Raw genomic sequence first — 25,239 nt, 5'->3', positions numbered from 1 at the left:
TTTAATAAAAGAATTGGTTTTCATTTCTTGTGTATTTACATTTCGGAAAATTAACACAACCCCAAAAAAATCCATGTTTACCATTTCTTTTAATAAGATTTCCACCACAGTTTGGGCATGAACCATTTTTGTAGATGTTAGCATTGGCTATTATTTTTTTATCTTGATTCCGGTTATTTGTTCTTGCCGTGAGAATTGTTGCGACAATTTCGTTCTTGGTTTGTTGGTTAATATAAGCTGAATCATATTTTTTAATTGTTTTGACCAATTTATTGGTATAAACAACATCCGTATATGTTTTGGTCTTAATGGTTGCTCTTTTTGTAAAAGCAACTATCGAATAATATCTCAGATATTTATAATTTTTCAGTACATGTTTTAAAGCATAGATATGACCCTGGTTCTGCAAAACAGGATTGTAAAACTTACGTCTGTATTTATAAATCACCTGAAACCAGTACCTGTCTTTCTCATAGCCTAAAATCCAGCCTTTATAGTTTTTGGTTTCAATAACGAATATCCCGTAATCTGAAACAATGATGTGATCTATTTGTGAGGTGGAACCTTTGATATTTAATTCAATATTATTCAGGACAGTATATTTCTCATTACTCAGCCTTTTCAGGGTTTCAGAAACTCTGCGCTCGCCGATATATCCCTTTATTTTTGGAGTATAATATTTAATGAGCAGGAATAGGATGCCTAGAAGAAAAATAATTAAAAAGCTAATGTCCATGCTGTTTGTATATATTTATCTTCTCCCATAAGAAGCTGATTTCCGAAATTGAAGACTTTACAGCTGTTATTTTCCATGAGATTGAGCATCTTTTCGGGAGCTTGATTTTAGATAAAAAAGAGAGGGAGAAAAATAATTCTTGCAAAAAAGTGAATGCTTTTAAAAAGAGTGATTCAGCAACGAGATAATCGGTCATTTTGTAATATCTTATCCTATATAATAAGCCACAAATTCTCTCAGTAACGAATATAGGTCTCTCAATTCAAAATATCGAGGACCTACACTGCTTACGTTTTTAAAACCTTGCTTCCTAAATAACATTTTAGTTCTTGTCAAGTGAAAATATTGAGAAACAACAATTAAACTTTGAAAATTTAAACTGTCTTTTAATTGAAGTGTGTTATTCACGGTTGCAAGGGTGTTGTTGCCAGAATTGTCGACGATTATGATGCTGTCAGGTACTTTGTTTTTAATTAAATACTCTTTCATTTTGTCTCCTTCGTAAAATCCTTCTTTTCCCAGTCCGCCACTGACCAATATTTTTTTTACGCGTCCATGACGATAAAGATTAAGTCCACATTCCATACGCTTTTCAAGCCTTTTTGAAAGTGTTCCATCTTCATTTACTGTATTGCCTAAAATGACAGCGATATCTGCATGCATATTTTTGTCTGTCAAACCGTCAATAGTTATATAAATCAAATGTCCACACAGCCATAAAAACAGAATGATAATAAATATTTTGAATTTTCGTTTACGGTTTTTCATAAAATGATTGCAGTAAATAAATAATTTTAGCTTGAAAACAATTTTTAATTCTAAGCCATTGAAGATAATTTATTAAACAAAAAAATCTGTCTCCAAAGAAACAGATTTTTTTATTAAAAAGGAATTAAACTTAGTTATTCGTAACCGAAAGTTTCACTTCCATATTATTTCTCGTCGCATTAGAATATGGACAAATCTGGTGCGCTTTTTCAGTTAATTCCTGTGCTTCTTCAACAGAAACCCCCGGAATATTTACATCCAGTTCTGCTGCTAAACCAAACCCTCCGTTTTCCAATTGCCCGATGCTGATCTTTGCTGTAACTGTCGTTTCACCGGTTTTTACTTTAGAAAGGCTGATCACCCTGTTAAGCGCACTGTCAAAACAAGCTGAATATCCGGCTGCAAAAAGCATTTCAGGATTAGCAAAGTCGTCATTACCGCCACCTAAGCTTTTAGGCATTCTTACATCCAGTTCCAAAACTCCGTTTTCACTTTTCACATGGCCGTTTCTTCCACCTTGTGCTGTAACTTTTGTTGTATATAATGTTTTCATTTATTTTTCTATTTTGCTTAATATTTTTAAGATCGTTTCTTTGAGATGAAGCAAATCTTCCGTCTCTATACCAATCTTGTTCTGTATCTTTCCGGGAATTTCGCAGGCTTTCTGTTGCAGCTGTCTTCCCGACTCCGTTAAAAAGACTTCAACCACTCTTTCATCCTCTTTTTTTCTCTTTCTGGAAATAATTCCCTTACGCTCAAGTCTTTTCAGAAGAGGCGTTAAAGTTCCGCTGTCCAGAAACAGCTTTTCACCGATATGGCTCACCCCAAGACCATCATTTTCCCATAATACCATCATCACGAGATACTGCGGATACGTAATATCGATCTCGTCGAGGAATGGCCGGTAGAGTCCTGTGATCTCCTTGGCAATAACATAAAGCGGAAAGCAGATCTGGTTTTCCAATTGTAATGATTTTGAATTTTCCATAAAGCTGAACTTGAAAGAGGTAATATATTACTTTTTTATGGTGAATTCCTCCATAGGAACTCTTACTTTTTTCATTGCAGACAGCCAGTCCTTTTCTTCATCCCTGTAGCCAAGGTATAAAAGGCTGACACTTTTTAGCCCCAATTCTTTTAATCCAAGAACTTCATCCACTATTTCATTGCTGAATCCTTCCGCAGGTGTGCTGTCGATCTTCAATTCTGCAGCCTGTGCCATAGCCAAGCCTAATGCAATATAAGTCTGACGGGCAGTGTGAGCAAAATGCTGTTCAGGAGTCTGAGCTCCATATATTTCTTTGATTTTATCGGTATAACTGCTGAAACGGCCTCTTGGAAGATCTCTTACATCGGTATGATGATCGTACACTTTATCTATTTTTTCGTCAGAATAACTGTCCCAGGCAGCAAATACTAAAACATGGGAGCTGTCTCTCATTACTTCGGGATTTAATGCTCCCATTACCATCTTTTCTTTTAATTCTTGGTTTTCTACCACAATAACACGGAATGGCTGAAGCCCTGATGAAGTGGGAGCGAGTCTGGCTGCTTCTAAAATGGTGTTAAGATCTTCCTGTGATACTTTTTTTGAAGGATCGTATGCTTTTACTGCATGTCTCCATTGTAAGTCTTCTATTAATGACATTTCTATTATTTTAAATTTATACTTTTTGTGTTTGTCATGCCTCAAAATATCGGCGATGAATTCTGATACAAAGGTATACTTAATTAAATTGTGCGCAATTTAATTTTGATAGATTTAATTGATGCTGATTGTAGAAAAAACAAATTAAAGCAACCAATCAATTTTAGTTTCTTTATTTTCAGCAAGAACCGGATTTTTTGTGAAGCTCTTTATTTGAAGCTTTGCAGTATAATTTTATAATAAAAAAACAATGTACAGATTTAAAGACAAAACAGCCCTGATCACAGGAGGAACTAATGGTATGGGATTCGCAACAGCACAGAAGTTCATCAATGAAGGGGGCAAGGTAATTATCACAGGCCGAAGTGAAGAAACGGTAAGTAAGGCATTAGAAAAACTGGATGGTAAAGCTTTCGGAATTGTTTCTGATGCAGGAAGTATGAAAGACCTTATGAATCTGCAGCATGAGGTGAGAAAATATACAAATACTATCGAAGTGCTCTTCGCGAATGCGGGTTACGGGAAATTTTTTCCTATCGAACATGTGAACGAAGATCATTTTGATGAGCTTTTCAACATGCTTGTTAAAGGCTCTTTCTTTACTGTGCAACAAATATTGCCTTTAATGGGAAAAGGAAGTTCTGTTATTTTCAATACTTCTGTGGCAACTGAGATTGCAATGCCTAATTTTTCAATTTATTCTGCTGCAAAATCAGCGGTGCAGTCTTTTATCAAAACTTTTGCTTTAGAACTTACAGAACGTGGAATTCGAGTTAATGGAATAAGTCCCGGACATATTAAAACCAATATATTTAATAACACAGGTTTGAACGCTGAGCAGATTGACAGTGCTGTTCATGATATTATTCCTACTATTCCTTTGAAAAGATTGGGAGAGCCGGAGGAAGTTGCCAATGCAGTATTGTTTTTAGCTTCTGAAGAGTCTTCTTACATCCACGGGGTAGAAATCAAAGTAGATGCCGGTATCTCTGTAATCAGGTAAATTAAAAATCCCCATCATGAGATGATGGGGACTTTTTGAAGAAATCGTCTGATTTTCTTTCATCAGTCAGTTTTAAGTACAGTATTTTTGACCACAAAGATTGTTATGTTAATGGATTTCATTGATCTGCCTAATAATATTAGTATTGTTTTCTATACCAATATTAAATGGTTTCCCATTTTTGTGGCTCAGTCTTGTCTTTTTCAGAAGAGCTTTATAGTCATCTGATTTTTTAGCCAGATAAAAAATCTGCGGGCTTATTCCTATGGATACACGGGTGAACTCTTCCGGTTTTTCCGGGTCTTCAGATACATTAGTAATAACGGAATTATTATACCAGGTCAGGTTCTGTGAACTTGAACTGCCGGAACAGGATGCGATCATAAACAGTATGAATAAGAGATAAGGCCAGATTTTCATAAAAAAATATTTAGTAAAAAGCTTCTGCCATTAAGTTATGAAAAATTCGGCAGAAGCTGTTTATGTTAATTAGAATCCACAGCTTGCAACGCTTGGAGCCGGTGATGGTGAGCATCCGGAATATGGTGAGAATATAGTCAGGACACAGTTGGTATTCACTAAATTATTGTCATACAGATAAGAATTGGTAGGGCTTCTGTAATATACATTTCCTGCTGTATTGGCATAGGAAGATACAGATGCAGATCCACAGCTGGTATTGATACATGCATTTCTCCATGCCGTATCTGTAACAGGTCCGCTAGGGAAAAGGGAAGGATCTATGATTCTTTTTTCTGTAACACCTGATGCATTTTTATAGCTTACAAGGATCGCAACATGGTAACTCCATGCTACACAACAAGTACCTGTAGAGGCTTTTAGGTTTCCATATACAAACTGTTTTTCACAGTCGTAGCCATTATTGATAAGAATTTGTCTCATTTTGTGTGCTCTTGCATAGCATCCGTCTACAGGATATCTGAATGTGATGCATGGTGAAGATGCTGTAGAAGTACCGCAAGCCTGGTTTTTGATCAGAGCAAACATACTGTTTAATGTAGCTACATTAGGAAGAACGCTTATTAACTTGTTGGTTTCACTTTTAACCTCTTTGGTATAGGCAGATTTAAAAAAGCGGATATCCTCTTCACTTCCTTTTTCTACTTTCGCAATTTCGTGCGTGTTAGGCTTGATAAAAACCTGGATCGGAGATTCGTTGTTTACCGCTTCTCTGATCAGGCTGATGTACTTTTCATTTTCTTTAGTTGGCGTTATCGTATAAAATTGGGCCGTAACAATGAATGATACTTTCAATGTTCCGTTATCATCTTCTATCCCTACCGGTACTGTTTTTCCAAGATCCGTCAGAGTTTTATTGCTGGTTTCGTTCTGACTCATCTGCTGTTCTGCACTGGAGTCTGTACAGGAATTAAATGACAAAGCTGTCACAAATACCATCATTGATAACAAAAAATTTCTCATAATTCTCATAATTTGGTGGTTAGTAATAAATATATTGCTCTAAGTTTTTGGTGTGTCATCTTTTAAGCTGAATCTATTAGAAAATAGTTCACTTTATTGTGATATTAAAAGTAAATAAAATTTAGATACCAGCAAATTAATTTGGGATTTTAAATTAAATTATTTTTATTCATATTGAATAAAACCTTTGTTTTAGGTAATTTATATGATCTTTCAATGACAATATATCAATATATTTCAGTAATCATAAAGCAAAAAAATCCCGCTCAACAGAGTGGCGGGAATATATTATTATCTTAAAATAATTATGGCTTGCTCTTCATAAGGCTGCTTTGCAAGACAATATCTCTGATAAGCGCTTCCTGATAATAATATAAATTACTGTCTTCGCTCATTTGATTTTCCATAACAATAATGCTTATATCGGAACCAGGAACATAGACATTCAGAGAAGCGAAACCATCACCTAAGCCTGTATGTCCTAAGTAGGGAATGCCTTTATACTTCACGATACGCATATTATAACCGTAACCGGATTTTTCTTTTCCAAATACATCGTGCTGTGACAATGTAGATGATGTCGTCATGAGTTTATAACTTTTAGAGCTCAGAATTTTCTTTTTATGAAGGAGTGAATTCCAGAGTGCCATATCTTCTGCTGTAGTAATCACACCGTCTGCAGGCATATTTTCATCAGTGATGAATGAATTTTCAACAGGAGTAAAATTATTGTCCTTATTTATGTGTCCCGAGACGAGATTTCTGCGGTTATCTTTTGAATAACAGAATGTGTTTTTCAGATGAAGTTCCTTGAACAGATCAGTAGCCGATTGAATATATGATTTACCTGAAGCCTTTTCAATGATCTTTCCTAAAAGGATATTCGACAAATTTCCATACTTAAATTCTGTACCGGGTTTAAACAGTAAAGGTTTCTCTGTGTCAATAATTCCGTGGGTATGATTCAAGAGTTGATGAACTGTTACAGAATCGGCCCAGGGCTGTGTAAGGGAAGGTAAATATTTTTTGATGGGAGCCTGTAGATCGATTTTTCCTTTTTCATATTGTTTTAATAATAATACAGAAGTGATCTGCTTGGTGTTGGACATGATCTCAAACTGGTCATCCATTTTCAACAGGATTTTTGTCCGGCTGTCCTTAAAACCATAAGCTTTTGAGTATTTCGTTTTTCCGTTTTGTGTGATGAGAACAACTCCGTTGAAAGGTCTGGGAGAAGTGGGAGATTGTATTAAACTGTCGATCCGGCTGGCATAATTTTCTTTGCTTTGTCCATAAGATGAGGATGCTGAAAAAAGCAATGCTACAGTGTAAAAGATTCCGATAACTGGTTTCATTGGGCTTAAAAGTTTAGAGTTGGGGTGATAGAATTATAGAAAACCAAAAATAAGTTTTAAAATAATACGGGATCAGAAAACTTGAAATTAAAACTTTTAGAATTTAGAACCATGATTCATCTGTAAATAAAGAAAACCGGCTGTAGAGCTACGGCCGGTCTTTATTTTCTGATAAAATTTTTATTATTTATGAACAAGTTCAGCTCCGAAAACATCCGCAAAATGCTTTCTGATATTTCCTTTGAGGTCTTCCATTTCTTCAGGAGAAAGTTCTCTTTCAAGCTCTCTTTTTACAGAAGTCACCTGTTTATCTTTGATACCGCATGGAATAATGTATTCAAAATAACGCATATCCGTATTCACATTCAAAGCGAAACCGTGAAGGGTAACCCATCGCGAGGCTTTTACACCCATTGCGCAGATCTTTCTGGCATAAGGTTTTCCCACATCCAGCCATACACCCGTTTCTCCCGGGGAACGTTCGCCTTTAATACCAAATTCACCAATGGCCCGGATGATCACTTCTTCCAGATTTCTCATATACAAATGGATATCCGTAAAGAAGTTTTCAAGATCCAAAATAGGGTAGCCAACGATCTGTCCGTATCCATGATAAGTAATATCTCCGCCACGGTTCACTTTCACGAAAGTAGCGTCTATTTCTTTCAGTTTGTCGATCCCTGCAAGCATATTTTCTTCATGACCGCTTTTCCCCAATGTATAAACGTGAGGATGCTCTACCAATAACAGGTGATTCGGAGTCATGATGTGCTGCTCAGCGGGTAAATCGCGGTTTTTAATCTTGGTATCAATAATATTTTTCATCAGGCTTTCCTGATAATCCCAGGCGGGCTGATATTCTTTTATACCCAGATCTTCAAATTCTACCGATTTATTTTGATTTGTATTCATACGTTGATGTCTGTTTTCTTTCAATGGCTATATGAAATTGTAATCTCACACCATTTTTGACATACAAATTTAGTGAATTTTACCCTTTTACAGCATGGATAAAATCTATGGCAGCATTCTTCCAGTCTTTATGGTTCAATAAAGTGTTAACGAAGGCAGTTCCTATAATTCCGCCGGCAGCCTTTTCTGTGACATTCCCGAAATCTTCCTTTGATTTAATTCCAAAACCTATCATCACCGGGTTTTTAATCGGAAGCGATGCCAGCCTTGACAGATAATTTTCATTTTTCAGAACAGCGTTATCATTTCCTGTGGTTGATGAGGAGCTTACCGCATACAGAAATCCGGAACTTAAAGAATCCAAATACAGAATTCTTTCATCGGAAGTTTCGGGAGTAACCAGAAACGTAAAATTAAGGTTGTATTTTTTTAAGATCTGCTGATAATTATTTTCAAATTCAATAGGGGGCAGGTCAGGAATGATCAGTCCTGAAACTCCGCTTTCAGCACATTCACGACAGAACTCTTCAAATCCAAAACTCAATACCGGATTGATATATCCCATCAGGATAATGGGAATATGAATGTCATTCTTTACTGTTCTCAGCTGCGAAAACAGTTTTTCAATGGTCATTCCGTTCTTTAATGCCAGTTCATGTGCCTGCTGGATCACCGGGCCGTCTGCTACAGGATCGGAATACGGCATCCCGATCTCCATCATATCAGCACCGGAATTTTGGATCAGTTTTATAATGTCAGCAGTATCTTCCAGTTGCGGAATTCCTGCTGTGAAATATATGTTTAGTTTTTTCATTTTTATAATAGATGTTAGATGTTAGATGTTAGAAATTAGAGATTAGAAGTTAGAAGGATACTATAATTGAAGTTGTCAAAGGACTAATTTCTAATCTCTAACTTCTCATTTCTCTTAAATAAGTTTCCATATCCTTATCTCCGCGTCCGCTCAGGCAGATTACAACAATATCATCTTCACCGAATTTCTTTTTGTCTAAGACAGCCAGCGCATGTGAGCTTTCCAGTGCAGGAATGATTCCTTCCAGTTTTGTCAGTTCAAAAGCGGACCTTAATGCTTCCTCATCATTGATGCTGAAGAATTCTGCCCGTTTTTCCTTAAACAGATGAGCATGGAAAGGCCCGATTCCCGGATAATCAAGCCCTGCAGAGATAGAGTGGGGCTCAATTACCTGTCCATCCTCAGTTTGCATCACAAGACTTTTGCTTCCATGAAGAACACCTAAAGTTCCCAAAAAAGTTGTGGCTGCAGATTTTCCAGAGTCTACGCCCAATCCACCAGCTTCTGCGGCAATGATCTTCACCTCTTTTTCTTCTACGAAATGATAAAAAGTTCCCGCTGCATTGCTTCCTCCGCCTACGCAGGCAATCACGTAGTCGGGATTTTCTCTTCCAATTTTCTCTTGCAGCTGTTCTCTGATCTCTTTTGAAATAATACTTTGAAATCTGGCGACCAGATCCGGAAAAGGATGAGGTCCTACCACGCTTCCGATCACGTAATGTGTTGTCACGGGATTATTGATCCAGTCTCTAAGAGCTTCATTTACTGCGTCTTTTAGGGTTTTTGAACCTGATGTTGCCGGAATCACTTCTGCGCCTAGCATTTTCATTCTTGCTACATTCGGAGCCTGTCGCTGGATGTCGATCTCGCCCATATAAACAATGCATTCCAGGCCAAGCAGTGCGCAGGCTGTAGCTGTGGCCACACCGTGCTGTCCGGCCCCTGTTTCTGCAATAATCCTTGTTTTTCCGAGACGTTTTGCCAATAGAACCTGCCCCAGAGCATTATTAATTTTATGCGCTCCGGTATGGTTGAGGTCTTCTCTTTTCAGATAAATCTGAGTATGATATTTCTGACTTAAATTCTTAGCAAAATAGAGTGGTGTAGCACGCCCGACATAATTTTTAAGCAGGTCCTGGTATTCATTCTGAAACTCTTCAGACTCTATGATCTTCAAATAGTTTTTTTGTAGTTCCTCTACATTCGGATAAAGCATTTCAGGGATGAAAGCACCTCCAAATTCGCCATAATATCCGTGTTCATCAGGGTTTTTATAATTCATTGTATTATTTTTAGTCATTAAATAAGCATTTTCTGAGTATCATCCTTAGCTTGATATTCCATCGATCAGCGTATTGATAAATTGTATGTTGTAATTCCTCTGCTGTCTGGTGATCAGTTTTTTATGATGAAGAAGTTCAATTTTACTGATCAGGTCTATCAAAGTGGCAGTATCTATTTTTGAATCATACATCGTAATGGCAATTTCCAGATTGTCAATTAAGAAATAAGGATCGGAATCTTCATAGAGCAGAAAAATTTTAGCATAAATCTTTCCCAGATCGTATTTAACATTTGTTTTTACATGGCTGTCTAAAAACTTGTCAGAAATAATCACCAGATAATAGCTATTCCATAAACCGATTCTTTCAAAGAAATACTGGATATCATCACCATCAAAAATCTTAATAATATCTATAAATTCCTGCAGCTGTTTATCAATGGCCCAGTTCTCTGCGTCGCTGTCATTCTGTGAAACAAAATTGTACAGAGCCTGAATTTTTTCATTCCCGAATTTGGGCGGGAATAAGGTTTTATAAAATGTTTTTTTTAGCAGATGGATGTTCATCATCTTGTGTATTTTTTGTTGTTCTTTTCAGAACGCTTTCGAAATGAATTTTTTTATTTTTTCCAGGTCTTTAATTCCCGGTTCCAGTTCAAACTTTGAATTAATATCTATGGCAAAAGGCTTCTTTTCCAAAAGGCTGATATTTTCAATGTTCTCCTCTGAAATTCCACCACTCAGAAAGTAGGGAAGTGGAATTTTCAGTGTATTCAAGATCGTCCAGTTGAATTGTTTTCCAGTTCCCCCGAATGCTTTGCTGTCCGTATCGAAGAGAAAATAATCGACAATCAAAACGTGAGAATTGAGTGCTTTTTCTGTTTTTTCCTCTGTTTCCTGATTATTATCTCCGATCCTGATGACTTTTATAATTTTAATTTCTGATCTGATATTTTGTTTTAATTTGATCACAAAATCTTCATTTTCGTCACCATGAAGCTGAATGAAATTCAATCCAGCTTTTTTTGCAATATCTGTAATGATATCAATTTCTTCATTAACAAAAACTCCTGTTTTCCCCGGATGGTTGATTTTCAAAATATCTTCCAGATTCAAATGATTCAAGACATACCTTGGTGATTTTTCATAGAAAATAAAACCAAGAAAATCTGTTTTCATGGAAATCAATTCATGAATTTGATTTAACTGGGTCAAACCGCAGACTTTAAGTTGAGGTTGCTGATTTTTACTCATTGCTAGATTGATAAGTGTTATATTCCTACATGGGAAATAAATTCAGCGAATTGGTGTGCCGGATCTTCATTCTTCATAAAATACTCTCCCATCAGAAAACCGTCAAATCCTTTTTCCTTTAAATATTTAAAATCTTCTATACTGTAAATGCCGCTTTCTGCGACAGACAGAGCATCTTTCGGAAGCTGGTCTTTTAAAAGGACGGAATGCTGGAGATCAACCTTAAAATCCTTTAAGTTTCTGTTGTTGATGCCCACAAGCTCAATTTTAGAATTGAAATGTCCTAGCTCGTCTTCTGTGTGAATCTCCAAGAGGACTTCAAGATCCAGCTGATGGGCCAGCTCTGTAAATTCCAACACCTGATTGGGCGACAGGCAGGCGGCGATCAGTAGAACAGCATCAGCTCCGATGCTTTTGGCTTCATAAAACTGGTATTCATCCACCATAAAATCTTTCCTGAGAATAGGGATACTGATATGGTTTCTTACATTCAAAATATCATCAAAGCTTCCTCCAAAAAAATCAGTGTCAGTCAGAATAGAAATTCCGGATGCTCCAAAATTTTCATAGGCAGAAGCTACCTCCAGAGGTTGAACCTGATTATTGATAATTCCTTTTGAAGGAGATTTTCTTTTAAATTCAGCGATAATTCCGCTTTTATTTTTGACAGATTCTTTCAGGGAAAAGCTTTTTCTTCCAAAAAATTCTGAATTTTTCAGATGGTCAATTGAAATTTTTGTTTTTGAAACTGCAATTTCTTCTTTTTTTCTCTCAATAATTTTATCCAGTATTGTCATTTTTTTAAACTAGAAGTTAGAAGTTAGGTTTAGAGGAGGAGAATAGTTTGAATTAATTATTAGCCATTTATTAATAATTCAAGGCTTCTTAGTGCCTTTCCACTTTCCAGACTTTCTTTTGCCAGTGCAAGGCAATCTTCATAGGTTCCGAATTTCTTAGTGTGAAAAAGAGCGGTTGATGCATTGGCAAGCACTACAGCGTTTTGTTGTATTGAACCTTTCCCTTCCAGGATATTCCTGAAAATCTTAGCTGATTCCTGAGGGGTTTCTCCTGCTTTAATACTTTCCGGACTTACAGAATCAAATCCCAGATCTTGGGCAGAATAAATTTCTTCACCACTTTTTGTAATGATCTTGCTGTCCTGGGTAAGGCTTATTTCATCATATCCATCCAGGCCATGTACAAGGATAAACTCGCGTTCTTCTTTCTGCAGAAGATATTGGTAGATCCTGGCAATTTCAAGATTATATACCCCGATCACTGAATATTTCGGTTTGGCAGGATTGACCAGCGGACCTAAAAGATTAAAAAACGTTCTTAATCCTAAAGCTTTTCGTAAAGCACCGACAGACTGAAGTGCAGGATGGAAATAGGGAGCATGAAGAAAACAGATATTGGCTTTTTCAAGATCTTCATTCAGCTGGTCTGAATTGTTTTTGAACTGATAACCAAGTTCTTCCATCACATTGGATGATCCGGTAGTGGCAGAAGCTCCATAGTTTCCGTGTTTGGCAACTTTCTGGCCTGTTCCGGCTACCACAAAGCTTGCCAACGTTGATATATTGATCGTGTTTTTTCCATCACCTCCGGTCCCTACAATATCTATGGTATCTTCAGTATTAAGATGTACGGGAACTGCCATCTGCAACAGGGCTTCTCTGAAGCCTTCGAGTTCTTTCAATGTAATATTCCGCATCAGGAATACACTGATGAATGCAGTTACTTCTGCAGAATTAAATTTATTCTGGGCGATCTCGGTCATCGTAGCCTTTGCCTCAGATTTGGACAGGGTTTGATGATTGAACAGGTATTGGAGAATCTCTTTCATCTGAGGTGTTTTTATAGGGTTGGGTATTTCTGTAGTTTTCAATGTAAAAGGAAGTTTTTGATAATGACTTCTCCATCGGGAGTTAAAATGCTTTCAGGATGGAACTGTACACCGTGAACATCATAGGTTTTATGCTGTAGCGCCATGATCATTCCGTCTTTATCTATGGCGGTAATTTCCAGTTCTTCCGGAAAACCTTCAGGATTGACTGCCCAGCTGTGGTATCTTCCCACTTCTATTCCTGAAGCCAGGTTTTTGAAAATTTTAGTGTTTTCTTTAATCAGTTCGGCAGAAGTGGCCACCCCATGGAAAATTTCAGAAAGATTGATCAGGTTTCCTCCGAATGCTTCAGCAATAGCCTGCTGTCCGAGACATACGCCTAAAATACTTTTTGTAGGAGCATATTCTCTGATCAGGTCCAGCAAAATTCCTGCTTCTTCAGGAATGCCTGGGCCTGGAGAAAGGATAATTTTATCATATTTCCCGATCTCTTCCAATGTGATCTGATCATTCCTTACGACATCCACTTTCTGATCCAGAATTCTTTCAATAATCTGAACGAGGTTGTAGGTAAAGCTGTCGTAGTTATCAAAAACCAGAACTTTAAGTGGAGTATTGGTTATAGGTTGGTTGATATTATTGTTCATTTTTTTGTTCTTTTAACTGTTTGATGATGAATGGTTTTTGGTTGCGGTTGCTGTTTTAAATTGTCACTCATCATTTTAGCTCATCACTAATTTACCTGCTTTATCAACTGCTTTTTTCAGGGCATTTAATTTATTGTTCACCTCCTGTAGTTCACTTTCAGGGACAGATTTTGCGACCAATCCGGCTCCCGCCTGATAATAAAGGGTATTGTTTCTGCTTAAAAAAGTACGGATCATGATTGCCTGGTTGCAGGTTCCGTTTAATCCGATCATACCGATACAGCCTCCATAATAACCGCGGGAATCTTTTTCATACTGATCAATAAGCTGAAGGGCTTTATGTTTTGGAGCCCCGCTTAAAGTTCCCTGAGGAAAGGTTGCTGAAACCATATCAAGAGGATTGAGGTTTTCAGAAAGGTCTGCTGTAACTTCGCTTACCATATGAATAACATGGGAAAACAGCTGGATCTCTTTCAGTTTGGTAACGGTTACATTTTTGCCGAGTTTACCAAGGTCGTTTCTTGCTAAATCTACCAGCATGGTGTGCTCTGCATTTTCTTTCGGATCATTTTTTAAGGCTTCAATAGACTGAAGATCAGTTTCCAGGTGCCCGGTTCTTTTAAAAGTTCCTGCAATAGGGTGAATGATAGCTTTATTGTCTTTGATAATCAGCTGGCTTTCGGGACTGGAACCGAATAATTTATAGTTTCCATAGTCGAAAAAGAAAAGATAGGGAGAAGGGTTGATATTCCTGAGCGCGCGGTATACGTTGAATTCATCCCCTTTGAATTTCTGTTCAAACCTCCTGCTTAAAACCAGTTGGAAAACATCGCCTCTCATACAATGCTTCTGTGCAATTTTTACCAGTTCGATATATTCTTCATCTGTAAGATTAGAGGTTTCGCTATCAATTTTTTCGAAAGGGTAGACCGGAGTATTCTGATTTCTGATCAGGTTTTCCATCAGATAAATCTCAGATTTTAACCCGGGGATTTGATTTTCGATAATGTGCATCTCATCATTGTAATGATTGATAGCAATCACATACTGGTATAATCTGTAGCGGAGAATCGGGATTTCTACTTCTGGGCTTTGTGGCTTTAGGCTGATGTCTTCAAAAAACTGAACAGCTTCAAAACTGGTATATCCAAAAAGACTCTGAGCGGTCTGTTCAATAGGATCATGGGTAATTTCACACTCGAAAACGCTTTGAAATTCATCAAAAATATCAGTGATATTCCGTTCCCCGATCAGCTGTTTCACAGGATCTGAACCCGGTAGCTTGATTTCATATTCTGTAAGGTTTTTAACCTCAATTCCTGCCACAGCATTGACTGCGATAAAAGAGAAATTGTTATCAATATTCTTAGAATCTGAGCTTTCCAGAAGAATAGTGTCCCGAAATCTGTCTCTGATCTGAAGATAGATATTCATAGGAGTATAAAGATCTCCCAGCGTTTTTTTGGAATCGGTTTTTATTTTTATTTTCTGAGTGGTCATCTGACTTGTATTTTTTTGTTTGGATGAAATAAAAAAAGCTTCAACGGAATCCGTCAAAGCCTATATATTGTATATTTATTATTTTGCTATCTCGTTAGCAACATGACAATACCTTCAGACCCGACGAAGAGTTTGAAAGCCACCACCAAATATTGTTGCTCATATTAAACATGGGACAAATGTAGAATTTTTTTAATATAAAAACAAAAAAATGGCAGAAAATAAAAAAACTTAATTTTGAGATTCTCTACTTAAGCTGTTGCAGTTCTTGTTTTAATTCTTCAATTTTTATTCTGTATTCTTCACTTTTATAGTGTTTTACATAATCTTCCAAAGCAGAAATATATTCTTCAATGAATTCCTTATTGGTTCTGTCTGCCTCGTATTTAATCTTTGCAGAGTTCACCGGAGCCATTTTTTCATATTGCAGCAAAGCATTTCCTTCTTCAGACTGATAATAAAGAATCACAATGTTTTTCTCATATCCCGGAATATATTTTACCGGAAAATGCTGTTCCATTCTTGGAATCCTGATTGCATTTTCAATAGGATAGATCGTTGCACTTGTTGTTGAAAAATAGGTTGAGATATATTTTCCGTCCTGTTTTTTTACAATAGCTTCATAATCATGGATGTACATGTCGTTCAGTGTGGAGTTGGTTTCCACATCAGAAGTAATGATAGCTGTACTTTCTACACCATATTTGTTTAAAAACCAGGCGTTAAGGTACTGTCCGGCAAAACCATTCAGAATAGCAAGAGGAAGGATTGGTGCCAGGAACCAGGCCTTTTTTGTCACGAATGAAAGCAGGCCAAAGAACACCAGAAGTATGATCACCGTGTAAAAACCATGATGACTGGTGAAAAACAGAATTTTGGAAATGAAAATCATAGCTTAAATTTAAAATTATCTAAGCATATAAACATTATCTAATCATTAATTTTATGGAGAAATGTAAGCAATGTGGAGATAAGTCATGAGTTTAGAAGCTTATTTTTTATATTTTTGTCTAAATTTTATAGAAAAAATAATGAGAAAAGTATTAGCACTTGCATTTATCGGAAGTTTATTCGTTGTAAACTGTTCTAAGAAACCAGATAATAATTTACAGGACAGCAACACTATGCTTGAAGAGCCTGAGGCTACAACTGTGGTAGATTCTACAGCTCAGAAAGTAACTCCGGCTGCATCCACAACACCTGCACCAGCTACTCCTGAAGCTGCTAAAACAGATTCTACTGCAGCAAAAAAATAATGAAGAAATTCCTTTTGGCAGGAACTATGGGATTGTTGATCCTTTCCTGTTCTAAAAAAGAAAATACGGAGGTGCCGAGTATGCCTTCCGAAACAACGGATGTTTCGGAACCGGCTAAGTCTAATCTTTCAGGTGACCAGATCATCGAAACATTAGACTGTTCAGGATGCCATGCCGTAAATGAGAGAATGATAGGACCTTCTTACAAAGAGATCGCAGAAAAATATTCTGATAAAGATATTGAAATGCTAGCCTCGAAAATTATAGAAGGAGGAAGCGGAGTTTGGGGAGGCGTTCCAATGGCTCCTCATCCACAGGTGTCTAAAGAAGATGCCAAAAAAATGGTAGAATATATTCTGAGTCAGAAAAAATAATATGGCTACCGAGAAATCCAGTCTGCACACAAGAAATCTGCATCGCAATCCCTATGATTTTGATCAGCTTATTTCTTGTGTGCCAGAACTGAAACATTATGTCTTCGTTAATGCTTACGAAACAAGGACTATTAATTTTAGTCTTCCCAAAGCGGTAAAACTGCTTAATCAGGCATTACTTTTACACTTTTACCATATCAAAAACTGGGATATTCCCGAGACCAATCTGTGTCCTCCTATTCCCGGACGTGTTGATTATATCCACTATATCGCCGATCTTATCGCCGAACAGCAGCCTGAAACCCCGACAGGAACTTCTGTATCAGGTTTAGATATCGGAACAGGGGCGAATCTTGTTTATCCTTTACTGGCCCACAGATCTTATGGATGGAAAATGCTTGGAACGGATATCAATCAGGGTTCTTTGGAAAATGCACAGCTCATTTTGGATCACAATCCGGATTTGTCACTGGCTATTCAATTAAAGAAGCAGCCTGATCCCAACCATATCTTCAAAAATATCATCGAATCTGGAGACCGCTTTACGTTTTCCATGTGTAATCCTCCATTTCATGATTCTGAAGAATCTGCAATGAAAGGAAATCTCCGGAAGACAAAGAATATCAATAAGTCAAAGCCTAAAAAACCTCTCCTTAATTTTGGCGGACAGCAATCAGAATTGTGGTGTGAAGGTGGAGAGATTGCTTTTATCTCAAAAATGATTGAAGAAAGTGTTCAGTATTCATCACAAGTCCTTTGGTTCACATGTTTAGTGTCTAAAAAGGACAATCTGTATAAGCTCAACACCCTTTTAAAGAAGGTCAAAGCATTAGATATTAAAACCATTGATATGGCCCAAGGACAGAAAGTAAGCAGGATGCTGGCATGGACATTTGTTCCTCAGAAGGAGAGGAAAGGATGGATATAAAATGTCAATAGTCAATTTTGCTGCGCAAGTCAAAGGTAAATGATAACCTTCACTAATCAATTCAATGTGAAGCAAATTCACGATTCACAATTAAAGCCAACAGACAATTGCTGTGCAAGCCAAAGGTAAATGATCTCCCTCACTAATAAATTCACTGCGAAGCAAATTCACGATTCACTTTTCACAATTAAAGCCAACAGACAATTGCTGCGCAAGCCAAAGGTAAATGATCTCCTTCACTAATAAATTCACTGCGAAGCAGATTCACGATTCACAATTAAAGCCAACAGACAATTGTTGCGCAAACCAAAGGTAAATGATAACCTTCACTAATCAATTCAATGTGAAGCAAATTCACGATTCACAATTAAAGTCAACAGACAATTGCTGCGCAAGCCAAAGGTAAATGATGACCTTTTCACTAATCAATTCAATGTGAAGCAAATTCACGATTCACTTTTCACAATTAAAGTCAACAGACAATTGCTGCGCAAGCCAAAGGTAAATGATCTCCTTCACTAATAAATTCACTGCGAAGCAGATTCACCATTGACCATTCACGCCTAAGCCGCTAATAACCAATGATAATCTCCGTTGACAAGCAAATTCACAATTCATAATTGACAAATCACCAAAAATGCCTAAATTTGTACGCTTTTAGAAAAATAAGAAATGCAATTATCAGAACAAGAAATCATTAGAAGAGAAAAGCTGAACAAGCTTACTGAAATGGGAATTAATGCATTCCCTGCGGAGGAGTATACGATTACAGATACTACAGAATCTATAAAACAGGATTTTTCTGAGAATAAACAGGTGAAGATCGCTGGTAGATTGATGTCCCGCAGAATTCAGGGGAAGGCTTCTTTTGCTGAATTGCAGGATTCTAAGGGTAAGATCCAGGTTTATTTTAACAGAGACGAGATCTGTCCAGGTGAAGATAAAGAGCTTTACAATGAAGTGTATAAGCATTTGTTGGATATCGGTGATATTATCGGTATCGAAGGAACCTTATTTACTACTCAGGTGGGCGAAATGACAATTTTGGTTAAGAATTTTACGCTTCTTACCAAAGCTTTACGGCCGCTTCCTCAGGCTAAAACTGATGAAAATGGAGTAGTGCACGACGGATTTACAGATCCTGAACTGAGATACAGACAGCGTTATGTAGATTTAACGGTTAATCCGCAGGTGAAAGAGATCTTCGTAAAAAGGACAAAAATGTTCAATGCGATGAGGACTTTCTTCAATGATGCCGGATATTTTGAGGTGGAGACCCCTATTTTGCAGTCGATTCCCGGAGGAGCTGCTGCAAAACCGTTTATTACTCATCACAATGCTTTGGATATTCCGCTATATTTAAGAATTGCCAATGAATTATACCTGAAAAGACTGATCGTCGGAGGTTTTGACGGGGTATATGAGTTCTCTAAAAACTTCAGAAATGAAGGGATGGACAGAACGCACAATCCTGAATTTACGGCCATGGAGATCTATGTAGCCTATAAAGATTACAACTGGATGATGGATTTCACGGAAAAACTTCTGGAATTCTGCGCCACTCAGGTGAACGGAAGTGCGGAATCTACTTTCGGAGAACATACCATTAACTGGAAAGCGCCTTATCCAAGAGTTTCCATGACGGAAGCGATTCAAAAATATACAGGTTTCGATATCACGGGGAAAACTGAACAGGAACTGTTTGATTTTGCTAAATCTATCGGAATTGATGTAAACGAAACGATGGGGAAAGGAAAACTGATTGATGAGATTTTCGGTGAAAAATGTGAAGGAAACTTTATACAGCCAACTTTCATCACAGATTATCCAATCGAAATGTCTCCATTAACAAAGAAACACAGAAGCAAAGAAGGGCTAACAGAGCGTTTTGAATTAATGGTTTGCGGAAAAGAGATTGCCAATGCTTATTCCGAGTTAAATGACCCGATTGATCAGAGAGAGCGTTTCGAATCCCAAATGGCTCTGTCAGAAAGAGGGGATGATGAAGCTATGTTCATCGATCAGGATTTCTTAAGAGCTTTGGAATACGGTATGCCTCCAACTTCCGGATTAGGAATCGGTATGGACAGGCTGATCATGTTCCTTACAAACAATGCATCCATCCAGGAAGTGTTATTCTTCCCTCAGATGAGACCTGAAAAAACAGTTCCTCAGATTGAATTGGGTGAGGATGAAAAGGTGATCCTTGAGATCCTTAATTCCCAGGAAGAACCGTTTACTTTGGCTGAAGTGAAAGAAAGAAGCCAGCTATCCGGTAAAAAGTGGGATAAAGCTTCTAAAACTTTGACTAAAAATAATTTGGTGAAAGTGGATAAGATTGATGACGTTCTTTTGATGAAACTGGCGTAAGTTTTAAATATAAAACAACTATAAACCGGTACAGAATCATTCTGTACCGGTTTCTTTTTTCCATTTCCTCAGCTGTGCCCTGAAATTCTTAAAAGGGGCTACAGTATTGATATGTATCCATTTCCAGACAGGCCATTTCGCAGGCGTGGTAGCCCACTTTCTCCGTTCAGGAACAAATAAAGTTTCGTGATCAAGGGTTTCAATCCATTCTACAATTTCATTGACCTGATTCTTCAGAAGCTCTCTTTGTTGGTGAAGGCTTAAAGCTTCATATTTTTCATAAAAAGCTTCATATAATCCTCTTAAATTATTCCACTTATAACCAGGTGCAGGAGTCTGTACTTCTATCCCTTTCTTTTCATCTGCTTCCCATTGTAAAAGAAGGTTGGTCCAACCCAATTGATACGATATATTCTGTGAAGGGCTTTTATCAACACCAGGTTTCAGGATGTCTTTTCTGTCTTCAAAAATATCATCAAACTCTTTGTCATAAAGCAGATAATTCTTTTTTAATGCTTCAATAAGCTCAGTTTTGTCCTTATACTGTACCATATTTATTTTCTCTGTCTGCTGAACGAAGCCATCAGATAAAACAAAAACGGAAGAATAAACAGTGAACCAAGCATCAAAGCCCAACCCAAAGCTGCAATTGTTTTTGGTGGCGCCATATGTTCCAGTAATGAAAGATGCTGTCCATTTCCCAGTAAAATAATATCAGGATTATGCTGATAAGTAGCGGCAACCAGAATCATCACCATCTGGAACCCTGCCAGCGCGCGTACAGGAAGCAGTTTCCGTTGATGCAGGGCACGGAGGATCAGTCCTAAGGCCACTGTAGCAAAAGAAATCGCCATGACACCCAATGGTTTTGAAAATACCCACATTACAAGAGGAATATCAGAAATATAAGCTGTTAGAAACACCAGCATCCCTGTGAACACGACAAAAACCATGGTCTGTCTGGATTTTTTGATCATCAGGGTAAGATCAGCTTTATCCCGGGTTTCTCTTAATGAAAATATAGAGGCCAGATAAGCACAAAGAGCTACGGTAAACAATCCTACAGAAACACCAAACCAGTTCAGCCAGCTGAAAATATATAAATCTAAAAATCCTACTGCATCAGGATTGATAGAATGTGAAACGGTAGCTGCTGCAATTAACCCTAAGAAGAAAGGTGTCAAGAGGCTCGCATAATAGAAAATCTGGGTATATAAAACCTGCCAGTTGTCTTTCACGGCATCATAATGTCTGAACGTAAAGGCTGTTCCTCTTGCAATAATTCCCAAAAGCATCAGTACCAGTGGGATATGAAGATAGGTTGACATTGTCGTGTAAATCTCAGGAAATCCCACAAAAAGAATAACAATTGCGATGATCAGCCACATATGGTTGGCTTCCCATACAGGTGCAATGGATTGATACATGATCTCCTCTGTTTTGTGACGGGCTTTTTTATGGGTGAAAAGCTCAACAATTCCAGCTCCGAAATCAGCACCGCCCAGAATGATATAAAGGCAGATGGAAAGCCACAGAAATCCTATAACAACGTAGATCATGATTTTTTATTTTTACCGTTAAACTGAGCGTCTGTAGGGTCATAAAGTTTAGGAACCATCTGGATTTGTCTCCTCAAAAGGAAGATAATAATCAGTGATAATGATACAAAGATGGCTGTAAAGAAGTAAAATGAATACTGTATTCCCGGCATGGGTGTTACGGCATCTGCCGTTTTCATAATTCCATAGATAATCCATGGCTGTCTGCCGACCTCTGTTACTGTCCATCCCGCTTCCAGAGCGATATATCCGAAAGGTGTTGCAATCAGGAATGTTTTTAAAAGCCAGTGTTTGTTCAGCCATTCCTTTTTGAAGAAGAAAGCGTACAGATAAATACTTCCGATGATGATCATCACAACCCCGAAAAAGATCATGATTTGGAAGGCATAATGAACTACTGCAACCGGCGGCCATTCATCTCTTGGGAAATCATTTAATCCTTTCACTTCATGGTTGAAATCATTGCTTACCAGAAAGCTTAAAACTTTTGGAATTTTTACTGCATATTTCACTTCTCCTTTTTCTTCATCTGGAATTCCGCCAATAACGAATGGTGCTCCTTTTTCAGTTTCAAAGTGAGCTTCCATTGTGGCAAGCTTAATAGGCTGTCTTTCCGCAACAGACTTGGCGGCTACATCACCACTTAAAGGCGCTCCAAATGCTCCTATCAACGCAAATCCAGCGGCTATCCTGAATGCCTTTGTATGGAATTCCACATTCTTTTTCTTCATTATTAAAAAGGCATGAACGCCTGCCACTGCAAATCCTGTTGCGCAGAAAGCGGCAACCGTCATGTGAAGAGCCTGAGGAAACCATGCATCATTAAACATGGCTTTAATAGGATCTATATTGACATATTGCCCGTTGATATAATCAAAACCTGTAGGAGAATTCATCCAGGCATTGGCTGCAACTACAAGAATACCAGAAGCCAAACCACTTAAGCCTACCAAAAATCCACAGAACCAGTGGAACCATTTATTGAATTTTTCCCAGCCATATAAAAAGAATCCGATTGCAATTGCTTCAATAAAAAATGCTGTTCCTTCAAGAGAAAACGGCATTCCGAAGATAGGTCCGGCATGTTTCATAAACCCGGGCCATAAAAGTCCAAGCTCAAAAGAAAGCATGGTTCCTGAAACGGCACCCGTTGCAAAAAGAATGGCAACTCCCTTGCTCCAGGCCTTTGTAAGGCCTTTATATACTTCATTATTGGTCTTGAGATATTTCCAGTGAGCAAAGGCCATCAGAAAGGGCATTACCATTCCTACACAGGCAAAAATGATATGAAAACCCAGTGATAAAGCCATCTGCGCGCGGGCTGCAATAAAATCATCCATAATAATCAACTTTTGAGTAAATAAATTTAAGCATAAAATACGGATGTGTAATATGATTTAATGCAGTTGAAATTTGAGAAATAGATGATAACTTTAAACTTTTTTAGTCTAAGGATGATCTCTTTTTCTGTTAAAAACTCTGCTCTTTTTTGACACATTTTAACTTTCATAAGTCGAAAAAAATCACGATATTTGTAGGTCTTTGCATTACGCAAAATTTATTAATTTTATATGAGTCAAAAACAATATACAGCTAGCAGTATCCAGGCCTTAGAAGGTATGGAACACGTACGATTAAGACCATCAATGTACATTGGAGATGTAGGAGTAAGAGGTCTTCATCATTTGGTTTATGAAGTAGTAGATAACTCTATTGATGAGGCTTTGGCAGGGCATTGTGATACTATTTTAGTAAGAATTCATAAAGGAGAAGCAATCTCTGTAAAAGATAATGGTAGAGGTATTCCTGTAGATTTCCACGAAAAAGAACAGAAATCTGCCCTTGAGGTTGTAATGACCAAAATTGGAGCAGGAGGAAAATTTGATAAAGATTCTTACAAAGTATCCGGAGGTCTGCATGGAGTAGGGGTTTCTTGTGTGAATGCACTTTCAACTCTATTGATCGCTACGGTAAGCCTTGATGGCAAATTATATCAGCAAAAATATTCAGAAGGTAAAGCTCTTACAGAGGTTGACGTAATCGGAACAACAACTGAAAGAGGAACAGAAGTCTTCTTCCAGCCGGACGGTACAATCTTTCAGGAGCTTGTATACAATTATGACACCCTTGCTACAAGGCTGCGTGAACTGGCTTTCCTTAACAAAGGAATTACAATAACTCTTGTTGATGAAAGAACAGAAAATGAAGACGGATCATTCCCAACGGAAGTTTTCCATTCAGAAGGAGGTTTAAGGGAATTTGTAGAGTTTATCGACGGAAACAGAGAATCTATCATGGAGAATGTGATCTTCATGGAAGCAGAAAGAGATGATATTCCTGTAGAAGTTGCTATGCGTTATAATACGTCATTCAGTGAAAACCTTCACTCTTACGTTAATAATATCAATACGCATGAAGGGGGAACTCACCTTGCAGGTTTCAGACGTGCTTTAACAAGAACGTTGAAGAAATATGCCGATGATCTGGGAATTCCTGCTAAAGAAAAAGTAGAAATTACAGGAGACGATTTCCGTGAAGGGCTGACGGCTGTAATTTCTGTAAAAGTAATGGAACCTCAATTTGAAGGGCAGACCAAAACAAAACTAGGAAACTCCGAAGTTTCGGGGGCTGTAGATAAAATAGTAGGGGAAATGCTTACTAATTTCTTAGAAGAAAACCCTAATGAAGCGAAAATTATTGTTCAGAAGGTAGTTTTAGCAGCGAAAGCAAGACAGGCGGCGAAGAAAGCCCGTGAAATGGTTCAGAGAAAATCTCCGATGGGAGGTTCAGGACTTCCGGGGAAATTATCAGACTGTTCATCCAAAGACCCAGCAGAATCTGAACTATTCTTAGTGGAGGGAGATTCCGCAGGTGGAACGGCTAAGCAAGGTAGAGACAGACATTTCCAGGCTATTTTACCATTAAGAGGTAAAATTCTGAACGTTGAAAAGTCAATGCTTCATAAAGTATATGATAACGAGGAGATCAAAAACATTTATACTGCTCTTGGCGTTTCTGTAGGAACAGAAGAAGACAGCAAGGCCTTAAATATGGCTAAGCTGAGATATCATAAAGTAGTGATCATGACCGATGCCGATATTGACGGATCTCACATTTCTACCCTAATTCTTACATTCTTCTTCAGATTTATGAAAGAACTTATTGAAAACGGATATATTTATATTGCTCAACCTCCTTTATACTTATTAAAGAAAGGAAATAAAAAAGTATATGCGTACAATGAGAAAGAGCGTGAAGAATTCACTTTAGAAATGGCTCCGGACGGAAAAGGCGTAGAGGTTCAGCGTTATAAAGGTCTTGGAGAAATGAACCCTGAGCAACTTTGGGAAACAACCCTTAACCCTGAACACAGAATTTTAAAGCAGGTAACGATTGATAATGCAGTAGAGGCTGACAGTATATTCTCCATGTTGATGGGAGATGAGGTTCCGCCAAGAAGAGAATTTATCGAGAAAAATGCAAAATATGCAAAGATTGACGCATAATTGTTATTAAAAATATATTAAGAAAAGCTTCTATTTAT

The 25,239-nt window shown here is 37.6% G+C and carries 27 protein-coding genes; 6 read left to right on the top strand and 21 right to left on the bottom strand.

Annotated features, from left to right (window positions below; all coding sequences use genetic code 11):
* Position 1 precedes the first annotated feature (1 nt).
* The 5 genes from J2T03_RS06635 to J2T03_RS06615 all read right to left on the bottom strand — a co-directional run bounded on the left by J2T03_RS06635 (position 2) and on the right by J2T03_RS06615 (position 3,152).
* The gene (locus J2T03_RS06635) at positions 2 to 736 is read right to left on the bottom strand and encodes an NERD domain-containing protein (RefSeq protein WP_307210176.1); all 735 of its coding nucleotides are present in this window, start codon (positions 734 to 736) and stop codon (positions 2 to 4) included.
* 207 nt (positions 737 to 943) lie between these two features.
* Positions 944 to 1,504 (bottom strand): YdcF family protein, encoded by a 561-nt coding sequence (locus tag J2T03_RS06630; protein WP_307210174.1) that lies wholly within the window; start codon positions 1,502 to 1,504, stop codon positions 944 to 946.
* Positions 1,505 to 1,634: 130 nt separating this feature from the next.
* Positions 1,635 to 2,057: an organic hydroperoxide resistance protein gene (locus J2T03_RS06625; protein ID WP_307210173.1), complete on the bottom strand. Its 423-nt coding sequence runs from the start codon at positions 2,055 to 2,057 to the stop codon at positions 1,635 to 1,637.
* Positions 2,058 to 2,492, bottom strand: a complete 435-nt coding sequence (locus J2T03_RS06620) for a MarR family winged helix-turn-helix transcriptional regulator (protein WP_307210171.1) — start codon at positions 2,490 to 2,492, stop codon at positions 2,058 to 2,060.
* Between the two features lie 27 nt (positions 2,493 to 2,519).
* Positions 2,520 to 3,152 carry an NAD(P)H-dependent oxidoreductase gene (locus J2T03_RS06615; RefSeq protein ID WP_306845603.1) on the bottom strand — a complete coding sequence of 211 codons (633 nt, stop codon included), beginning with the start codon at positions 3,150 to 3,152 and terminating at the stop codon, positions 2,520 to 2,522.
* Positions 3,153 to 3,402: 250 nt separating this feature from the next.
* Here J2T03_RS06615 and J2T03_RS06610 point away from each other — a divergent pair, with 250 nt between their 5' ends.
* Positions 3,403 to 4,155, top strand: a complete 753-nt coding sequence (locus tag J2T03_RS06610; RefSeq protein WP_307210170.1) for an SDR family oxidoreductase — start codon at positions 3,403 to 3,405, stop codon at positions 4,153 to 4,155.
* Positions 4,156 to 4,263: 108 nt separating this feature from the next.
* Here the strand turns inward: J2T03_RS06610 and J2T03_RS06605 are convergent, their stop codons facing one another.
* From J2T03_RS06605 to J2T03_RS06545, 13 genes are all read right to left on the bottom strand, one after another.
* Positions 4,264 to 4,575: a hypothetical protein gene (locus J2T03_RS06605; RefSeq protein WP_307210169.1), complete on the bottom strand. Its 312-nt coding sequence runs from the start codon at positions 4,573 to 4,575 to the stop codon at positions 4,264 to 4,266.
* Positions 4,576 to 4,644: 69 nt separating this feature from the next.
* Complete coding sequence (locus tag J2T03_RS06600; protein WP_307210167.1) at positions 4,645 to 5,598, bottom strand: protein-glutamine glutaminase; 954 nt, start codon at positions 5,596 to 5,598, stop codon at positions 4,645 to 4,647.
* A gap of 305 nt (positions 5,599 to 5,903) precedes the next feature.
* Positions 5,904 to 6,953, bottom strand: coding sequence for a serine hydrolase domain-containing protein (locus tag J2T03_RS06595; RefSeq protein WP_307210166.1), 1,050 nt, complete (start codon positions 6,951 to 6,953; stop codon positions 5,904 to 5,906).
* 183 nt (positions 6,954 to 7,136) lie between these two features.
* Positions 7,137 to 7,865, bottom strand: coding sequence for a lipoyl(octanoyl) transferase LipB (lipB, locus tag J2T03_RS06590; RefSeq protein ID WP_306845611.1), 729 nt, complete (start codon positions 7,863 to 7,865; stop codon positions 7,137 to 7,139).
* A 79-nt stretch (positions 7,866 to 7,944) separates the two neighbouring features.
* A complete protein-coding gene (trpA, locus tag J2T03_RS06585; RefSeq protein WP_307210165.1) occupies positions 7,945 to 8,679 on the bottom strand; it encodes a tryptophan synthase subunit alpha in 735 nt (244 codons plus the stop codon).
* A gap of 97 nt (positions 8,680 to 8,776) precedes the next feature.
* Positions 8,777 to 9,961 (bottom strand): tryptophan synthase subunit beta, encoded by a 1,185-nt coding sequence (trpB, locus tag J2T03_RS06580; RefSeq protein ID WP_307210163.1) that lies wholly within the window; start codon positions 9,959 to 9,961, stop codon positions 8,777 to 8,779.
* A gap of 45 nt (positions 9,962 to 10,006) precedes the next feature.
* The gene (locus tag J2T03_RS06575) at positions 10,007 to 10,531 is read right to left on the bottom strand and encodes a hypothetical protein (RefSeq protein ID WP_307210161.1); all 525 of its coding nucleotides are present in this window, start codon (positions 10,529 to 10,531) and stop codon (positions 10,007 to 10,009) included.
* A 24-nt stretch (positions 10,532 to 10,555) separates the two neighbouring features.
* Positions 10,556 to 11,215: a phosphoribosylanthranilate isomerase gene (locus J2T03_RS06570; protein ID WP_307210159.1), complete on the bottom strand. Its 660-nt coding sequence runs from the start codon at positions 11,213 to 11,215 to the stop codon at positions 10,556 to 10,558.
* A 17-nt stretch (positions 11,216 to 11,232) separates the two neighbouring features.
* Positions 11,233 to 12,012: an indole-3-glycerol phosphate synthase TrpC gene (gene trpC / locus J2T03_RS06565; protein ID WP_307210158.1), complete on the bottom strand. Its 780-nt coding sequence runs from the start codon at positions 12,010 to 12,012 to the stop codon at positions 11,233 to 11,235.
* Between the two features lie 59 nt (positions 12,013 to 12,071).
* On the bottom strand, positions 12,072 to 13,061 hold the full coding sequence (trpD, locus tag J2T03_RS06560) for an anthranilate phosphoribosyltransferase (protein ID WP_307210156.1): 990 nt from the start codon (positions 13,059 to 13,061) through the stop codon (positions 12,072 to 12,074).
* Positions 13,062 to 13,099: 38 nt separating this feature from the next.
* Positions 13,100 to 13,708 (bottom strand): anthranilate synthase component II, encoded by a 609-nt coding sequence (locus tag J2T03_RS06555; protein WP_307210154.1) that lies wholly within the window; start codon positions 13,706 to 13,708, stop codon positions 13,100 to 13,102.
* Positions 13,709 to 13,783: 75 nt separating this feature from the next.
* Positions 13,784 to 15,208 carry an anthranilate synthase component I family protein gene (locus J2T03_RS06550; protein WP_307210152.1) on the bottom strand — a complete coding sequence of 475 codons (1,425 nt, stop codon included), beginning with the start codon at positions 15,206 to 15,208 and terminating at the stop codon, positions 13,784 to 13,786.
* 247 nt (positions 15,209 to 15,455) lie between these two features.
* Positions 15,456 to 16,100 (bottom strand): hypothetical protein, encoded by a 645-nt coding sequence (locus J2T03_RS06545; RefSeq protein WP_307210150.1) that lies wholly within the window; start codon positions 16,098 to 16,100, stop codon positions 15,456 to 15,458.
* Positions 16,101 to 16,239: 139 nt separating this feature from the next.
* Between J2T03_RS06545 and J2T03_RS06540 the strand changes: the two genes are divergently transcribed.
* From J2T03_RS06540 to lysS, 4 genes are all read left to right on the top strand, one after another.
* Entirely contained in the window at positions 16,240 to 16,464 is a 225-nt protein-coding gene (locus J2T03_RS06540) for a hypothetical protein (protein WP_306845626.1), read from the top strand.
* Positions 16,464 to 16,838 (top strand): c-type cytochrome, encoded by a 375-nt coding sequence (locus tag J2T03_RS06535; RefSeq protein ID WP_306845627.1) that lies wholly within the window; start codon positions 16,464 to 16,466, stop codon positions 16,836 to 16,838. Before J2T03_RS06540 ends, J2T03_RS06535 begins: the two co-directional genes overlap by 1 nt.
* Position 16,839: 1 nt before the next feature.
* Positions 16,840 to 17,766: a 23S rRNA (adenine(1618)-N(6))-methyltransferase RlmF gene (gene rlmF, locus J2T03_RS06530; protein WP_307210148.1), complete on the top strand. Its 927-nt coding sequence runs from the start codon at positions 16,840 to 16,842 to the stop codon at positions 17,764 to 17,766.
* A gap of 672 nt (positions 17,767 to 18,438) precedes the next feature.
* On the top strand, positions 18,439 to 20,136 hold the full coding sequence (lysS, locus tag J2T03_RS06525; RefSeq protein ID WP_307210146.1) for a lysine--tRNA ligase: 1,698 nt from the start codon (positions 18,439 to 18,441) through the stop codon (positions 20,134 to 20,136).
* Positions 20,137 to 20,172: 36 nt separating this feature from the next.
* On the opposite strand, the gene J2T03_RS06520 is transcribed toward lysS, so the two are convergent.
* The 3 genes from J2T03_RS06520 to J2T03_RS06510 are packed head-to-tail and all read right to left on the bottom strand — an operon-like array spanning position 20,173 to position 23,035.
* A complete protein-coding gene (locus J2T03_RS06520; RefSeq protein ID WP_307210144.1) occupies positions 20,173 to 20,688 on the bottom strand; it encodes a ClbS/DfsB family four-helix bundle protein in 516 nt (171 codons plus the stop codon).
* A gap of 2 nt (positions 20,689 to 20,690) precedes the next feature.
* A complete protein-coding gene (locus tag J2T03_RS06515) occupies positions 20,691 to 21,695 on the bottom strand; it encodes a cytochrome d ubiquinol oxidase subunit II (RefSeq protein ID WP_306845634.1) in 1,005 nt (334 codons plus the stop codon).
* Positions 21,692 to 23,035 (bottom strand): cytochrome ubiquinol oxidase subunit I, encoded by a 1,344-nt coding sequence (locus tag J2T03_RS06510; protein ID WP_307210142.1) that lies wholly within the window; start codon positions 23,033 to 23,035, stop codon positions 21,692 to 21,694. Before J2T03_RS06510 ends, J2T03_RS06515 begins: the two co-directional genes overlap by 4 nt.
* 231 nt (positions 23,036 to 23,266) lie before the next feature.
* On the opposite strand from J2T03_RS06510, the gene gyrB reads away from it, so the two are divergent.
* Complete coding sequence (gene gyrB, locus J2T03_RS06505) at positions 23,267 to 25,201, top strand: DNA topoisomerase (ATP-hydrolyzing) subunit B (RefSeq protein ID WP_307210141.1); 1,935 nt, start codon at positions 23,267 to 23,269, stop codon at positions 25,199 to 25,201.
* The last annotated feature ends 38 nt before the right edge of the window (positions 25,202 to 25,239 follow it).

Origin of the sequence: Chryseobacterium lathyri, assembly GCF_030812195.1 — a bacterium.
Taxonomy (GTDB): Bacteria; Bacteroidota; Bacteroidia; order Flavobacteriales; family Weeksellaceae; genus Chryseobacterium; species Chryseobacterium lathyri_A.
The sequence above is the reverse complement of the archived record's forward strand: the minus strand, read 5'-3'. Positions and strand labels throughout refer to the sequence as shown.

Bases quoted from the DNA above. Each gene is read 5' to 3' on its own strand.
- J2T03_RS06635 (WP_307210176.1), bottom strand. From the start codon at position 736: ATGGACATTAGCTTTTTAATTATTTTTCTTCTAGGCATCCTATTCCTG.
- J2T03_RS06630 (WP_307210174.1), bottom strand. From the start codon at position 1,504: ATGAAAAACCGTAAACGAAAATTCAAAATATTTATTATCATTCTGTTT.
- J2T03_RS06625 (WP_307210173.1), bottom strand. From the start codon at position 2,057: ATGAAAACATTATATACAACAAAAGTTACAGCACAAGGTGGAAGAAAC.
- J2T03_RS06620 (WP_307210171.1), bottom strand. From the start codon at position 2,492: ATGGAAAATTCAAAATCATTACAATTGGAAAACCAGATCTGCTTTCCG.
- J2T03_RS06615 (WP_306845603.1), bottom strand. From the start codon at position 3,152: ATGTCATTAATAGAAGACTTACAATGGAGACATGCAGTAAAAGCATAC.
- J2T03_RS06610 (WP_307210170.1), top strand. From the start codon at position 3,403: ATGTACAGATTTAAAGACAAAACAGCCCTGATCACAGGAGGAACTAAT.
- J2T03_RS06605 (WP_307210169.1), bottom strand. From the start codon at position 4,575: ATGAAAATCTGGCCTTATCTCTTATTCATACTGTTTATGATCGCATCC.
- J2T03_RS06600 (WP_307210167.1), bottom strand. From the start codon at position 5,598: ATGAGAAATTTTTTGTTATCAATGATGGTATTTGTGACAGCTTTGTCA.
- J2T03_RS06595 (WP_307210166.1), bottom strand. From the start codon at position 6,953: ATGAAACCAGTTATCGGAATCTTTTACACTGTAGCATTGCTTTTTTCA.
- lipB (WP_306845611.1), bottom strand. From the start codon at position 7,865: ATGAATACAAATCAAAATAAATCGGTAGAATTTGAAGATCTGGGTATA.
- trpA (WP_307210165.1), bottom strand. From the start codon at position 8,679: ATGAAAAAACTAAACATATATTTCACAGCAGGAATTCCGCAACTGGAA.
- trpB (WP_307210163.1), bottom strand. From the start codon at position 9,961: ATGAATTATAAAAACCCTGATGAACACGGATATTATGGCGAATTTGGA.
- J2T03_RS06575 (WP_307210161.1), bottom strand. From the start codon at position 10,531: ATGATGAACATCCATCTGCTAAAAAAAACATTTTATAAAACCTTATTC.
- J2T03_RS06570 (WP_307210159.1), bottom strand. From the start codon at position 11,215: ATGAGTAAAAATCAGCAACCTCAACTTAAAGTCTGCGGTTTGACCCAG.
- trpC (WP_307210158.1), bottom strand. From the start codon at position 12,012: ATGACAATACTGGATAAAATTATTGAGAGAAAAAAAGAAGAAATTGCA.
- trpD (WP_307210156.1), bottom strand. From the start codon at position 13,061: ATGAAAGAGATTCTCCAATACCTGTTCAATCATCAAACCCTGTCCAAA.
- J2T03_RS06555 (WP_307210154.1), bottom strand. From the start codon at position 13,708: ATGAACAATAATATCAACCAACCTATAACCAATACTCCACTTAAAGTT.
- J2T03_RS06550 (WP_307210152.1), bottom strand. From the start codon at position 15,208: ATGACCACTCAGAAAATAAAAATAAAAACCGATTCCAAAAAAACGCTG.
- J2T03_RS06545 (WP_307210150.1), bottom strand. From the start codon at position 16,100: ATGATTTTCATTTCCAAAATTCTGTTTTTCACCAGTCATCATGGTTTT.
- J2T03_RS06540 (WP_306845626.1), top strand. From the start codon at position 16,240: ATGAGAAAAGTATTAGCACTTGCATTTATCGGAAGTTTATTCGTTGTA.
- J2T03_RS06535 (WP_306845627.1), top strand. From the start codon at position 16,464: ATGAAGAAATTCCTTTTGGCAGGAACTATGGGATTGTTGATCCTTTCC.
- rlmF (WP_307210148.1), top strand. From the start codon at position 16,840: ATGGCTACCGAGAAATCCAGTCTGCACACAAGAAATCTGCATCGCAAT.
- lysS (WP_307210146.1), top strand. From the start codon at position 18,439: ATGCAATTATCAGAACAAGAAATCATTAGAAGAGAAAAGCTGAACAAG.
- J2T03_RS06520 (WP_307210144.1), bottom strand. From the start codon at position 20,688: ATGGTACAGTATAAGGACAAAACTGAGCTTATTGAAGCATTAAAAAAG.
- J2T03_RS06515 (WP_306845634.1), bottom strand. From the start codon at position 21,695: ATGATCTACGTTGTTATAGGATTTCTGTGGCTTTCCATCTGCCTTTAT.
- J2T03_RS06510 (WP_307210142.1), bottom strand. From the start codon at position 23,035: ATGGATGATTTTATTGCAGCCCGCGCGCAGATGGCTTTATCACTGGGT.
- gyrB (WP_307210141.1), top strand. From the start codon at position 23,267: ATGAGTCAAAAACAATATACAGCTAGCAGTATCCAGGCCTTAGAAGGT.